Origin of the sequence: Lacihabitans sp. CS3-21, from assembly GCF_024343675.1 — a bacterium.
GTDB lineage: Bacteria > Bacteroidota > Bacteroidia > Cytophagales > Spirosomataceae > Leadbetterella.
This window is the reverse complement of record NZ_RJUD01000007.1, coordinates 83,846-96,862: the sequence shown is the minus strand read 5'-3', so window position 1 is coordinate 96,862 and position 13,017 is coordinate 83,846. Positions and strand designations below refer to the sequence as shown.

Sequence of the window (13,017 nt, the reverse complement as noted above, 5' to 3'; positions counted from 1 at the left end):
AAAGAAACGTATGCAAATATTGTACTAATATAAATTTGGAATATAAATTTATTGCAAAATTTGATTTTTAAGTTATGGCAATACGCCAAATAATCCTTTAATTTGCACTGTTTTTTCAAGTTATTTCATTTTGTAATGCTTGCTTTACCTTATGAAAAAGCCAAAATTTTACATTTAATTTTAAGAAAATGAGTCAAATCGTTAAAATTCATGCCAGACAAATCTTGGATTCAAGAGGCAATCCTACTGTAGAAGTAGATGTATTAACAGAAAATGGTTATTTGGGTCGTGCGGCGGTACCATCAGGTGCTTCTACAGGTGTTCACGAGGCCGTTGAGCTTCGAGATGACGACGACAAAGTATATGTAGGTAAAGGTGTTTTGAAAGCTGTAAAAAATGTTAATGAAGAAATTGCAGCCGAGCTTTTAGGTGTAAATGTTTTCGAACAAAATTACATCGACAAAGCAATGATAGAATTAGACGGAACTGCCAATAAAGGTAATTTAGGTGCCAACGCTATTTTGGGGGTTTCCTTGGCAGTAGCCAAAGCGGCTTGTCAAGAAGCTGGATTGCCATTATACAGATATTTAGGTGGTGTTAATGCAAACACATTGCCTGTTCCTATGATGAACATCTTGAATGGTGGTTCACATGCAGATAATTCAATTGATTTTCAAGAGTTTATGGTAATGCCAGCTGGTGCGGCTACATTCTCTGATTCATTGAGAATGGGTACTGAGATTTTCCATAATCTCAAGAAAGTATTGAAATCAAAAGGATATTCTACCAATGTGGGTGACGAAGGTGGATTTGCTCCGAACATTGGATCTAACGAAGAAGCTATCGAAATCGTTTTGACATCAATCGAAAAAGCAGGTTTCAAACCAGGTGAAGACGTATTCATCGCTATGGATGCAGCTGCTTCTGAGTTTTATGATGCAAAAACAGGTCTTTATACATTCAAGAAATCAAGTGGTAAATCATTGAATTCTATGGAAATGGCCGCTTACTGGAACGAGTGGGCTGATAAATATCCAATCAAATCTATTGAAGACGGTATGGCTGAAGATGACTGGGCTGGTTGGGCTGAATTGACTCGCTTGGCTGGAAAGAAAATCCAGTTGGTAGGTGACGATTTGTTCGTAACCAACGTGAAGAGACTGCAAGAAGGTATTGATCAAGACATTGCAAACGCTATTTTAGTGAAAGTAAACCAAATCGGCTCTTTGACAGAAACTATTGATGCAGTAAACTTGGCTCATAGAAATAAGTACAAGAGTATTATGTCGCACCGCTCAGGTGAAACGGAAGATTCTACCATTGCTGACTTGGCGGTTGCATTAAATTGTGGTCAAATCAAAACTGGATCGGCTTCTCGTTCTGACAGAATGGCGAAATACAATCAATTGTTGAGAATAGAGGAAGAATTAGGTGACTTGGCTTATTTCCCTGGTTTAAAATTCTAAGTCGGCACTTCGACTTCGCTCAGTGACCGAGGAGTTTCGCTCAGTGACCGAGGAGTTTCGCTCAGTGACCGAGTAGTTCCGCACAGTGATCGAGGAGTTTCGCTCAGTGACCGAGTAGTTTCGCTCAGTGACCTAATGTCCTCAGTGATTATTTGGTAAATCAATATTAAGGCGTTGGAGATTTTCTCTCCAACGCTTTTTTGTTTGTTAGGACTTTTTTATATTTGAATGATTTTAAAATTTATGCTTTCTTAAAAATGAAAAAACTATCCTCTACTTTTTTTGTTAAACACCGGTTTTATATCATTTCTACTTTGATATTAGCAGTTTGGCTTATCTTTTTTGACAGATCTAATCTTATTAAACAATTTGATATGGCTTTAGAATTAAGATATTTACAGGCACAAAGAGATTTTTTTAAACAAGAATTAGAGAATATTAAACAAGAGGAAAAGGAAGTTTTGGGCAGCTATACTTCTTTAGAAAAATACGCCAGAGAGAAGTATTTAATGAAAAAGGAAGGAGAAACGGTGTTTGTATTGGTTGATGAAAATGATAAGCCTTTATCAGAAAAAGAATAAAAATCCACATGAGAAAAGTACTTTTTGTATGTTTAGGGAATATCTGTAGGAGCCCAATAGGAGAGGCTACTTTCAATGAGATTGCTAGAAAAAAGGGAGTGTCAGAAACTTTATGGGCAGATTCTGCAGGAATTATGGGTTGGCATGTTGGCAAAAAGGCCGACCAAAGAACTATAAAGAATGCAGCAAAACACCATATAGAAATTACGCATTTAGGTCGAAAGTTGAGTGCCAAAGATCTGGATGATTTTGACCATATTGTGGTGATGGATGAGCAAAATTTTGAAGACGTACACAAATTTTATTATGACACAAAGAAATCCCCACCTTCTGCTGAAAAATTGTTTTTAATTCGAGATTTTGACCCAACTGTTCGGGGAGTTCATGATGTCAAAGATCCTTATTATGAGGGAGAAGAGGTTTTTGAAGACGTTTTTCAAACGCTTTGGCGTAGTAATGAGGCCCTTATTGAGCATTTAATCGAAAAACATGACATCCAATCAACAGAAGCTTCTCCATAGTTTAAATCGTAGGATTTCTAAACTTGAATCTGTTGAATTTGCTAAAGAAATACTTGCAGATGAAGCATTTGCTTCCATTATCTTCAAAAAGTTAGTTACTGGAAACTCAAAAGAAGCCGCTAATATTTTATGGTCAATTCGAAGTTTAAAACGAATGGAGTTTTCCATTGTTCCGAATCTTTGTCAAAAGATTTTATACCTAATGGAGAAATACCCAGATGAGGAGGGGATATTAAGAGACGGAACAGCCTTGCTTCAAGAAATATATATTCCTGAAGATTTGCAAAGTAAGGTGTTCGATATTTGTTTTGGTTTTCTTCAGAATAATTCCTCTTCTATAGCTTCCAAAGCTTTTTCTATGGCAGTTTGTTATCGAATAGCCGAATCATTTCCAGAGCTTTTGAAGGAGCTGGCATTGCAAATTAATGAAAATATTTTTCTACAAGGGAGTACTTCGCCCGGGATAAACTCAAGAGGAAAGGCGGTTTTGAAAAAAATCAATCAACGTTTGCGTAAATAGTGTCCATAATCCGCACAAGATCTTCATAGTCTTTATCGCTCAGGTTTTCCCAAGATTTTTTTCTACCATTGGCAATGATTGCGAATGCTTTTTTATGTAAATCCTTTCCCGATGGAGTAAGTTCCAAAATGAACTTTCTACGGTCCGAAGCTGACATTTTCCTAACGATTAATTCCTTTTTTACTAAGATGTCAAGTATTCTGGTGATGGTTGGGGCATCTTTGCAAGTGAGAGCACCAAGCTCGTTTTGACTAATACCAGCATTAGGCATAATGTGGTCCAATACCACCCATTGGTCAACAGTAAGGTCTATTTGTGCGTCTGTGAGGTTTTTTTGCATAAATGATCTTATGCGTTTTATGGTGGAATCTATTTTGAAAAAATAGGCTCTTTTGTCAGAATGGGTCATTGGTTCATCTGGGTTTGTGCGAATATAGTAAAATTTACCCAAATATTGTTAAGGCAACTATTTTTTGATCCAAAATCGATGTAACTTTGAATAGATATTCAATTTTTTTGTCTGAAAGACAGTATATTTCACCCCAAAACCATGAAGAAAACGCTCCAGTTTTTTGTCTATTTTCTAATTTTTATAATTGTTATTTGTGCTATTTCCATAGAAAAAATTGATAGAATTCCTTTCGAAAAAACTGAACATTACAAAGAATGGCAAACACGTTTGGCTGCATTTGAATTTTCTGAAAGCCAAGGTGAGATGTCAGTAGGTTGGTCGAAAGTAAACATTACACCATCAGTACCAGGCCCCATGGCTGGTTATGGGTCGCGGAAAGGTAAGGCATTTGAGGTAGTTCATGATTCAGTATTTGTGAGAGTATTGGCTGTGAAGAATGGGGATAGGATCGTTTATTTTTTATCTGCTGATATGCTGATAATACCACCAAATGTCACTGAAAAACTTCAAGAATTATTAAAATCTAATGCCATCAACTTAAATGATGTTCACCTTTCTGCCACACATACGCACAATAGTTTTGGTGGCTGGGGAAATAGTCTCACAGGAAGGTTATTTGCGGGAACTTATGACCCAAAAGTTGAAGAAAATTTGGCAGAGAAATTCCAAAAAGCCATTCTTAATTCCAAGAGCGACCTCATGCTTGCAAAATTGTCTTATGCTGAAAGTGTTGATAAAGAGGATATTAGAAACAGGTTGGGTATTTCAGATGGATGGGTCGATTCAGAAATCAGATCGGTTATTTTCAGGCGAAATGATGGTTCGACAGCCAATTTGATAACTTATGGTGCTCATTCCACGGTTTTGAATTCGAAAACTATGGCTATTTCTAGAGATTATCCAGGAGTGGTAATGGATTCTTTGGAGAAAGAAAATAAGACTTTTGGCATTTTTATGGCCGGTGCAGTGGGCAGTATGGGTCCTATTGAAAAAGGAAAAGATGATTTTGATGAAGTGAATAATCAGGCAATAGGTGTATTAAAACATCTTTCTTTTTCGGAAAACAAAGAAATTAGTAATACTTTATTAAGTGAATATCTAGAAGTTCCGATGAATAAACCATCAGCAAGAATAACGAAGAATTACGCTTTGAAATCATGGGCTTTTAAGTATTTGTTCGGGGATTATCCCACATTTATTAAAATTTCAAAACTGGGGAATACACTTATTTTAGGGATGCCTTGTGACTTTTCAGGTGAATTGATGATTGAGTTAGATGCTTATGCAAAATCAAAAGGTATTGATCTGATCATTACCAGCTTTAATGGTAGCTATGTAGGATATATTACTTCAGACAGGCTTTATGACAGAGACCTTTACGAAACTACTACCATGTCATGGTATGGCTATCAAAACGGTGCCTACTTTTCTAAGATTGTAAAGGACATTATCAACAAAGTGAATAAATAACCACAAATTCTTTTTTTACTTTGATTTTAAAATTTTAAAACTACGAAATTGGCTTAATTTTTTAAAAAATTATACTATTCCGTTTTGGATAAAGCTTAAAAGTATATTTTTTTTAATTTTTATTAATTCAAATGTTTTATCTGAAATATTATTGTTTGATTTGTGCGTAATAATCATAATGCCATTCTGGAAAGATTTAAGAAAATATTGATACTAGTAATTATCCTTTTGCTTGGAATAAGCACTGGTGACAGCTATGCTAGAAGTTTATTTTCTACTGAAAATGCCCACTCTAGAGATGGTTATAACGAATTTGATTCAAAAAAGGCCGCACTTAACATTTGCCTTTTTTCTTCAGAAATTGAAGATGTTTCGGAGGAATCTTCTGATGAAGATTCTGATTGTCATGAGGAATTCAATTGCTTCAATTCTACGTTTTCAAATTATTTTAAGCAAGTATTTAAGTGTGACTCGAATTCAGAGGCTCATGCTACATTTCTTTTTTTTACAAAACTTTCACGCTTTATATTTTTCAGAAATCTCAGGATATGAGATATTTAACATTATTTAATTGATTTTAAAAAATCAAAAACTTAAGTGTTAACCTTACAAGCAATAACGCATTTTGCTTGCTAAAATTCTGAAATATGCTATCAAAAACTGATATTGCTAGATTTGATGAGCAACATTTGTTGCATCAACTGGCACACTATCTACCAGCACAAGCTCCGCTCAAAGATTTTGTGCATCACAATACTTTACATGGATTTCAGCATCTTAAATTTGAAGATGCCCTTAGGACTGCTAGGACAATTTTTGGTTATAAAACCTCACTTTCCATAAAGGAGTTTAGATTGCTTTATGAAGAAGGGAAAATTTCTGAATCTGCATTGATCAAAGTGATTGAAAATGAAAAAGGAGATGAAAATCTTGGTTATTGGTTAGATACCCTTAAAAATAAGTATTTTGACAATAACGCCAATGAGCGGATTGGTTCCGTTAGAAACTATTGGAAGGAAATATATCAAATAGATCTGGATTCGGTTATTCAGCCCATTTTGTTCAGACTTCTTTGTAGTTATTTAGACCAAGGAATCGCCATTTGGAGGTTTCCGATTGACAAGCTGGGTTTTTTAGCTTCTCTTGTTGAGCTTGAAAAAAATGGAGTTTCTTCCATTTTTAAAACCTCAAAAATCAAGGAAATTTTTCTGGATGGTGATTATACCTTGAGTGAATTATTAGAGAAGTTAGTGGGAGATGAAAGTCTGTTTGAACAATATGTTTTTGACCAACAGTTTTCTCATCAAGGTTGGTCAGGTATGGTTTCCGTAATAGAAAATCTTCCCGAAACGCTACTGGAGACGCGTAGAATTACGCTTTTAGAGCTAATAAAATTAGAGTGTTTATTGGAAATGGATGCCATAGAAGATAAAATGGGGGCGAATTGGAAACCTTTAGGAAAGAATATTATTCATAAACCCAGTCCTCTCTTCAGCGAAGTTCCTTTATCTGAGTATTTTGAAACCATAGCTATTTGGCAAAAAGCGTTTGAATGGACATACTACGACGAAGTTTTAAATGGACTTAGAGAAAACACAAAATTCAAAAATAGCGAAAGTGGCATTGAAAAGAGTTTTCAGGCCATGTTTTGCATTGATGACAGAGAATGTTCTTATCGTCGATATTTAGAACTCGAGGATCCCAATTGTGAAACATTCGGCACACCTGGTTTTTTTGGAGTCGAGTTTTTTTTCAAGCCCATTGAAGGAAAATTTTATACAAAAGTTTGCCCAGCACCCGTCACCCCTAAATTCTTGATAAAAGAGGATGGTTTGGGTAGAAAAATGGAAAAGGATGCTCACTTCTCAAAACATAGTCATAATTTCATAAGTGGCTGGTTGATAGCTCAAACCTTGGGATTTTGGTCTGCGTTTAAACTGTTTCTCAATATCTTTAAACCATCCATGGGGCCTATGGTAAGCCATTCTTTTAAACACATGGATAGCAATTCTACCTTGTCTATCGACCATAATTTTGAATTTGAAACTGACCTTCAAGTTGGATTTAAAGTAGAAGAAATGGTGGACAGAGTCGAGAATGTCCTAAAGAGCATTGGTTTGGTTAAGAATTTTGCCCCTCTGGTTTATGTTGTTGGACATGGAGCCAGCAGTATAAATAATCCCCATTATGCCGCTTACGACTGCGGAGCATGCTCGGGTAGGGCAGGGTCGGTCAATTCAAGGGTTTTTTCTTATATGGCCAATAAATCTGCGGTTAGACAAGCACTTTCAAATAGAGGTATCTTTATTCCTGAAGGCACTAGATTTATAGGAGGACTGAGAGATACTACCAGGGATGAAATTATGTTTTATGATGAAGAAAGTCTTTCTGAGTCTCAAAAGGCTTTGCATAAGAGAAATTTATTAAAGTTCTCTGACGCCTCTAAAAACAACTCAAAAGAGCGTTCTAGAAGATTTGAGTCTATCAATACAAAAAGTTCTTCTGACGATATTCATAATAGAATTTTGGAAAGGTCTGTTTCGCTTTTTGAACCTAGACCAGAACTCAATCATGCTACCAATGCACTTTGTATTGTTGGTAAACGAACGTTAACTAAAGGATTGTTTTTGGACAGGAGGTCGTTCCTAAATTCTTATGATGCAAGCATTGACCCTGATGGAAAGCGATTATTAGGGATATTAAATGCCGCAGTGCCAGTTTGCGGGGGTATAAACTTGGAGTATTATTTCTCCAGAGTGGATAATCAAAAATTAGGTGCTGGCACTAAGCTGCCTCATAATGTGATGGGACTCTTTGGGGTAGCTAACGGCATAGATGGTGATTTACGTCCTGGATTGCCCAATCAAATGATTGAAGTCCACGATCCAATTCGACTATTGATGGTGATTGAGCAAAATGCTTCTGTTGTTCTAGATGTTATTCAACGCAATAAAGCGACCTATGAATGGATAAAAAACGGATGGGTAATGCTGGCCACAATAGATCCTCTTACCTCGGAGATATCGGTTTTTGAGGATGGTCAAATGGTTTCTTACAACCCTCCGAATGCAATTATGGATAGTGTCAATAATCTAGATCAAGCTTTTGAGGGCAGTATGGATAATTTAAGAATATTTAAATATAGGATTTGATATGGAAATAGCACTGCAGATTTTTATTTTGATTCCATTTGTCGGATTCTTATTAAGTCTTTTAATTCCAGAAAACAAAGAGAGTTTTTTGTCATGGTTAGCGGTAACGATAATCGGCCTTCAATTAATTCTGTCAAGTTGTTTTACGATCCTTTGGCTACTAAAAGGCAGAGTTTCGGTCGGTTTTGACTCATTTAGTCTTTATCAAACAAATGGATATAGTTTTTTTCTTTCCTTTTATTTTGACAAAATCTCGGCGATATATTTACTCGTAGGGGGCATTTTGGTTTCGTTGGTCACCCGTTTCAGTAGGTATTATTTGCATAGAGAGCCTGGCTATAAAAGGTTTTTTAATACCGTTTTGTTTTTTTATACGGGGTATAGCTTAACTGTCTTATCAGGGAACTTGGAAACCTTGTTCATCGGTTGGGAAATTTTGGGTATATGTTCGTTTCTGTTAATTGCATTTTATCGTAACAGGTATTTACCAGTTAAAAATGCGGTTAAGGTTTTTTCAGTGTACCGAATTGGAGATATTGGAATTATTTTGGCCATGTGGATGAGCCATCATTTGTGGCATGAAAACATAACTTTTCAAAAGCTGAATAATTATGAGTTGGTTCATGAACATTTGCTAAGCCACTCATCCATAGGTGTTTTTATAGCTATGATGTTGGTTTTGGCGGCAGCAGTTAAATCAGCCCAATTGCCCTTTTCAAGTTGGTTGCCGAGGGCTATGGAGGGTCCAACGCCCTCGAGTGCTATTTTTTATGGGTCACTTTCGGTACACATTGGTGTTTTTTTGTTGCTTAGAACTTTTCATTTTATTGAGCAACAAACTTCAGTCAGGATATTTATTGCCATTCTGGGTTTAGTGACGGCTTTGGTAGCAACCGGAATAGGAAGGGTGCAATCGTCGATTAAAAGCCAAATTGCCTATGGCTCCATTGCACAAATCGGTGTAATTTTTATTGAGGTGGCTTTAGGTTTTCAAAATTTGGCTTTATTTCATTTTGCGGGAAATGCATTTTTGCGTACTTACCAGTTGTTAGTTTCGCCATCTGTGGTTACTTATTTAATTAGGGAGCAATTTTACAGATACTCGCCTGATGACAAATCAATCGAGTATAAATATCCAACCAAAATAGCCAATTCTCTTTATATTCTTTGTTTGAAAGAATTTAATTTGGATAATATGATGTACGGTTTTCTTTGGAATCCAATGAAAATTATGGGTAAAAAAATTCGCTTTTTGAGTCTGAATCAACTCATTATGATATTTGTTCCACTATATTTTGGAGGAATATTACTTTGGATTTATCAAGCTAATTTTTCAGCTTTTTTCATCCATCTATTACCCATTGTTTTTTCATTAATCGGGCTCTTGATGGTGCTTAAAGCTTTCACTGAACGTTATAGAGCTAGGATGTCTTGGGTTTTAATCTTGTTTAATCATGCTTTGGTGGCTTTGTCAATTTTCTTCAATGAGCACTTTAGCTTGAGTCATGTCCTACTTTATTTAAGTGGTATTTTAGTCATGGGCTTATTTGGGTATTTTACACTCAGGAGAATTAAACGAATAGAAGGCAATATCGATTTGGACAGATTTCATGGCCATGTTTATGAGCATCCCAAAATTGCCTTCGCTTTCTTTTTGGCTTGTTTAGGCGTCAGTGGATTTCCAATTACGCCATCTTTCATCGGTGAAGATCTCATTTTTTCTCACATTCATGAGGATCAACTAGTGTTAGCTTTTCTTACGGCATTGAGCTTGATTATAGATGGTTTGGCTATTATCAGGATTTTCGCCAGGGTATTTTTTGGGCCGCATACAAAAACCTACCATGAGGTGGCCTATCGTTCGTCATAATTAATCTCTAATTCTTTTTTGGAATAAAAAAAATATTAAAATGAATACTGAAAATAAAAAATTAAAACTTCCTTTAGAAGGCTTAGCCGGATTAAAGGAAAATTTCTCCACCGATGCTATTTCGGGTTTTATAGTGTTTTTATTGGCTTTGCCCTTAAGTCTAGGAATTGCCAAAGCCTCTGAGTTCCCGCCTATTATGGGTTTAGTTTCCGCCATTATTGGTGGATTGGTAGTTAGCTTTTTTATGGGTTCAAGATTAACGATTAAAGGCCCAGCAGCGGGATTAATAGTAATAGTAGCGGGAGCTGTTAATGAGTTTGGCGGAGGGGAAACAGGCTGGCATTTGGCATTGGGTGCAATGGTTGTTTCAGGTATAATTCAGATTTTATTTGGTGTTTTCAAGCTTGGAAAACTTGCCGATTTTTTTCCTTTGTCTGCCATTCATGGGATGTTAGCTGCTATTGGTATTATTATCATAGCCAAACAAATTCCTATTTTATTGGACATTAATCCGGCACTTTTAAAAGGTAAATCACCTTTAGAACTTTTGGCCTCGATTCCGAATTTTATTATGCACATGGACCCAAAAGCAACATTGGTTGGTTTGGTCAGCTTTAGTATTATGATGATTTGGCCACTTTTAGACAGTCCGATAAAGAAAATTCCAGCTCCATTGATGGTTTTATTATTTGCCATTCCGGCAGAATTGATGTTGGATTTCCAAACTACAGAACCAGCTTATGCTTTGGTGCATATTGGAAATCTTTTGGAAAATATAAAAATAAACGTTGATTTTGGCGGATTGGCCCACACAGGCATTTTTATCAAATATGTGATCATGTTTGCATTGGTTGGCTCTTTAGAATCATTGTTGACCGTTAAGGCCATAGATATGCTTGATCCTTTTAAACGCAAGTCTAACACCAATAAAGATTTGATAGCCATAGGAATCGGCAATACACTTTCTGCGATATTGGGAGGCTTGCCTATGATCTCTGAAGTTGCCAGGAGTTCGTCAAATGTAAGTAATGGAGCAAAAACGAGGTGGGCTAACTTTTTCCATGGGTTTTTTATTCTTGCTTTTGTTTTGCTTGCCTCTCACCTTATTGAATTAATTCCAAACACAGCTTTGGCAGCCATGTTGATCACCGTAGGAATAAAACTTGCTCATCCAAGAGAATTTATTCATACTTTCAAAATTGGGAAAGAACAGCTTGCTATTTTCTTGGTCACCATATTTTTTACCTTGTTTGAAGATCTTTTGGTAGGTATAGCAGCAGGTATGATTTTGAAACTTATCATTCATGCTTATCACGGAGCTCCGATTTTAGCTCTTTTTAAAGCACCAGTGGTGGTATCTTTTACAGACAATGAATATCTGGTTGAGATTGACAAAGCTGCAGTATTCTCAAATTTTTTAGGAATAAAAAGTAAGTTAGAGGCCATTCCTCCGGGTTTCAAAGTTGTAATTGATTTGAAAAATACCAAGTTGGTAGACCACTCTGTAATGGAGAGCTTACACAATTTCGAACGCGAATATACAGAGCATGGAGGTATCGTATCGATAGTTGGGCATGAGGAACATCAGCCCGCTTCTAGTCATGCTTTTGCTGCAAGACGCAAGAAATAATTAATATTCATTTTTATTTCACACCTATTTTTTCTAAAATAGGTGTGAAAATCTATTCCAAAAATCAAGATCATGAAAAAGATAATCGCCATAAGCATATTAATTTTATTTTTGATTCATCCTTTAATTTATGCACAAATTAAAAGTCAAAATAACAACATTTGGCTTCATTATGTGGGTAAGAATAAAGTTTCTAAGAAAACCTATTTAACACTTGAAGCCACCATGCGTTATGCCAATGGTTTTAAAGAAAAACAGCAGTATTTTGTGCGTCCATCTGTTGACTATCAGGTTAATAAGACTTTATTGGCTAGTATCGGTTACACCCATTACAATACTTTTGTATATGGAAACCCAGCTTTAAATAAGCGACCAATTCCCGAAAATCACCTATGGGTTCAAACCAATTTTACCCATCAAATAGGTGCATTTAGATTAACAAATAGATTCCGAGATGAAAATCGATGGGTAGGTTTAGCGACATTAAAACCTAATAGCAGTGAATACATTATTGGCGATTATGCATACAGAAATCGCCTTCGATATATGCCAATGGTGACTTTTCCTGTTTTAAAACACGAAAAGAGTACTGTTATTAATGGTTTTCTAGGAGATGAAGCATTTATAAACATCGGAAAAAACGCTGGAGCAACCCTATTTAATCAGAATAGGTTGATCCTCGGCCTTGGTTATGTTATTTCCAAGAAAAGTCAAATACAGTTGAGTTATATTAAACAAAGAATTTGGAATTTAACGGATACCATAGAAGAAACTAACCCAACATTAAGGGTTTCATACCTTACTAATCTAGATTTTACTAAGAATTAACAGATTCGTTTAAAATTGAAAAGTGTATTTAGGTACTTCCAAGCTTATTTTTGTTGTAATTTTGTATTTTAGAATGAAAAAGAAATGAAAAACAACGATATTCTTAGGAGGCTTAGATATACTTTTAATTTTGGTGACGACAAAATGATAGAAATATTTTCAAAAGGTGGTTTAGTTGCTTCAAGAGCCGAAATTAGCGACTGGCTAAAGAAAGAAGAAGATGAAAGTCACAAGCCTTTGAATGATAGGATATTTGCTTCGTTTCTAAATGGATTCATAGTCAATTTTAGAGGAGAAAAAGAGGGCGGAATTCCTGAGCCTGAAAAGCAATTGAATAATAATATCATCTTCAGAAAGCTGAAAATCGCACTGAATTTTAAAGACGACGATCTTTTGGCTATATATGATTTGGTGGGAATGAGGGTGAGTAAGCATGAAATAAGTGCCATTTTTAGGAACCCTTCTCAGCCACAATTTCGAGAATGTAAGGACCAGTTTTTACGCAATTTTTTGGATGGTCTACAAGCAAAATTTAGAAAATAAAATTTTCAATGAATTTTCAATAGA

13 protein-coding genes are annotated in these 13,017 nt (G+C 35.7%); 11 read left to right on the top strand and 2 right to left on the bottom strand.

Going from position 1 to position 13,017, the window contains the following annotated elements:
- The first annotated feature begins 188 nt into the window (after positions 1–188).
- The gene (eno, locus tag EGI24_RS06610; protein ID WP_255047571.1) at positions 189–1,466 is read left to right on the top strand and encodes a phosphopyruvate hydratase; all 1,278 of its coding nucleotides are present in this window, start codon (positions 189–191) and stop codon (positions 1,464–1,466) included.
- Here eno and EGI24_RS06605 read toward each other — a convergent pair.
- Positions 1,463–1,630 (bottom strand): hypothetical protein, encoded by a 168-nt coding sequence (locus EGI24_RS06605; RefSeq protein WP_255047570.1) that lies wholly within the window; start codon positions 1,628–1,630, stop codon positions 1,463–1,465. The genes eno and EGI24_RS06605 overlap by 4 nt on opposite strands.
- A gap of 93 nt (positions 1,631–1,723) precedes the next feature.
- Here EGI24_RS06605 and EGI24_RS06600 point away from each other — a divergent pair, with 93 nt between their 5' ends.
- From EGI24_RS06600 to EGI24_RS06590, 3 genes are read left to right on the top strand one after another with little or no spacing between them, the layout of a single operon-like run.
- A complete protein-coding gene (locus tag EGI24_RS06600) occupies positions 1,724–2,047 on the top strand; it encodes a septum formation initiator family protein (protein WP_255047569.1) in 324 nt (107 codons plus the stop codon).
- 8 nt (positions 2,048–2,055) lie between these two features.
- Positions 2,056–2,568 carry a low molecular weight protein-tyrosine-phosphatase gene (locus EGI24_RS06595; protein WP_255047567.1) on the top strand — a complete coding sequence of 171 codons (513 nt, stop codon included), beginning with the start codon at positions 2,056–2,058 and terminating at the stop codon, positions 2,566–2,568.
- Positions 2,537–3,088 carry a hypothetical protein gene (locus EGI24_RS06590; RefSeq protein WP_255047566.1) on the top strand — a complete coding sequence of 184 codons (552 nt, stop codon included), beginning with the start codon at positions 2,537–2,539 and terminating at the stop codon, positions 3,086–3,088. The genes EGI24_RS06595 and EGI24_RS06590 overlap by 32 nt, the downstream gene beginning before the upstream one ends.
- Here the strand turns inward: EGI24_RS06590 and EGI24_RS06585 are convergent.
- Entirely contained in the window at positions 3,066–3,497 is a 432-nt protein-coding gene (locus EGI24_RS06585) for a MarR family transcriptional regulator (RefSeq protein WP_255047565.1), read from the bottom strand. The two genes, EGI24_RS06590 and EGI24_RS06585, sit on opposite strands and share 23 nt — an antisense overlap.
- A 141-nt stretch (positions 3,498–3,638) precedes the next feature.
- Here EGI24_RS06585 and EGI24_RS06580 point away from each other — a divergent pair, with 141 nt between their 5' ends.
- The 7 genes from EGI24_RS06580 (at position 3,639) to EGI24_RS06550 (ending at position 12,993) form a co-directional block, all read left to right on the top strand.
- Complete coding sequence (locus tag EGI24_RS06580) at positions 3,639–4,970, top strand: neutral/alkaline non-lysosomal ceramidase N-terminal domain-containing protein (protein ID WP_255047564.1); 1,332 nt, start codon at positions 3,639–3,641, stop codon at positions 4,968–4,970.
- Positions 4,971–5,132: 162 nt separating this feature from the next.
- Positions 5,133–5,522: a hypothetical protein gene (locus EGI24_RS06575; RefSeq protein ID WP_255047563.1), complete on the top strand. Its 390-nt coding sequence runs from the start codon at positions 5,133–5,135 to the stop codon at positions 5,520–5,522.
- Positions 5,523–5,617: 95 nt separating this feature from the next.
- Positions 5,618–8,122 carry a YbcC family protein gene (locus EGI24_RS06570; RefSeq protein WP_255047562.1) on the top strand — a complete coding sequence of 835 codons (2,505 nt, stop codon included), beginning with the start codon at positions 5,618–5,620 and terminating at the stop codon, positions 8,120–8,122.
- A 1-nt stretch (position 8,123) separates the two neighbouring features.
- The gene (locus EGI24_RS06565) at positions 8,124–9,992 is read left to right on the top strand and encodes a proton-conducting transporter membrane subunit (protein ID WP_255047561.1); all 1,869 of its coding nucleotides are present in this window, start codon (positions 8,124–8,126) and stop codon (positions 9,990–9,992) included.
- Between the two features lie 40 nt (positions 9,993–10,032).
- Complete coding sequence (locus EGI24_RS06560; RefSeq protein WP_255047560.1) at positions 10,033–11,622, top strand: SulP family inorganic anion transporter; 1,590 nt, start codon at positions 10,033–10,035, stop codon at positions 11,620–11,622.
- A 72-nt stretch (positions 11,623–11,694) separates the two neighbouring features.
- Positions 11,695–12,450, top strand: coding sequence for a DUF2490 domain-containing protein (locus tag EGI24_RS06555; RefSeq protein ID WP_255047559.1), 756 nt, complete (start codon positions 11,695–11,697; stop codon positions 12,448–12,450).
- 84 nt (positions 12,451–12,534) lie between these two features.
- Positions 12,535–12,993, top strand: a complete 459-nt coding sequence (locus EGI24_RS06550; RefSeq protein ID WP_255047558.1) for a DUF1456 family protein — start codon at positions 12,535–12,537, stop codon at positions 12,991–12,993.
- Positions 12,994–13,017: the final 24 nt, after the last annotated feature.

Coding starts and splice junctions, on each gene's coding strand:
- eno (WP_255047571.1), top strand. CDS start 189: ATGAGTCAAATCGTTAAAATTCATGCCAGACAAATCTTGGATTCAAGA.
- EGI24_RS06600 (WP_255047569.1), top strand. CDS start 1,724: ATGAAAAAACTATCCTCTACTTTTTTTGTTAAACACCGGTTTTATATC.
- EGI24_RS06595 (WP_255047567.1), top strand. CDS start 2,056: ATGAGAAAAGTACTTTTTGTATGTTTAGGGAATATCTGTAGGAGCCCA.
- EGI24_RS06590 (WP_255047566.1), top strand. CDS start 2,537: ATGACATCCAATCAACAGAAGCTTCTCCATAGTTTAAATCGTAGGATT.
- EGI24_RS06585 (WP_255047565.1), bottom strand. CDS start 3,497: ATGACCCATTCTGACAAAAGAGCCTATTTTTTCAAAATAGATTCCACC.
- EGI24_RS06580 (WP_255047564.1), top strand. CDS start 3,639: ATGAAGAAAACGCTCCAGTTTTTTGTCTATTTTCTAATTTTTATAATT.
- EGI24_RS06570 (WP_255047562.1), top strand. CDS start 5,618: ATGCTATCAAAAACTGATATTGCTAGATTTGATGAGCAACATTTGTTG.
- EGI24_RS06565 (WP_255047561.1), top strand. CDS start 8,124: ATGGAAATAGCACTGCAGATTTTTATTTTGATTCCATTTGTCGGATTC.
- EGI24_RS06560 (WP_255047560.1), top strand. CDS start 10,033: ATGAATACTGAAAATAAAAAATTAAAACTTCCTTTAGAAGGCTTAGCC.
- EGI24_RS06555 (WP_255047559.1), top strand. CDS start 11,695: ATGAAAAAGATAATCGCCATAAGCATATTAATTTTATTTTTGATTCAT.
- EGI24_RS06550 (WP_255047558.1), top strand. CDS start 12,535: ATGAAAAACAACGATATTCTTAGGAGGCTTAGATATACTTTTAATTTT.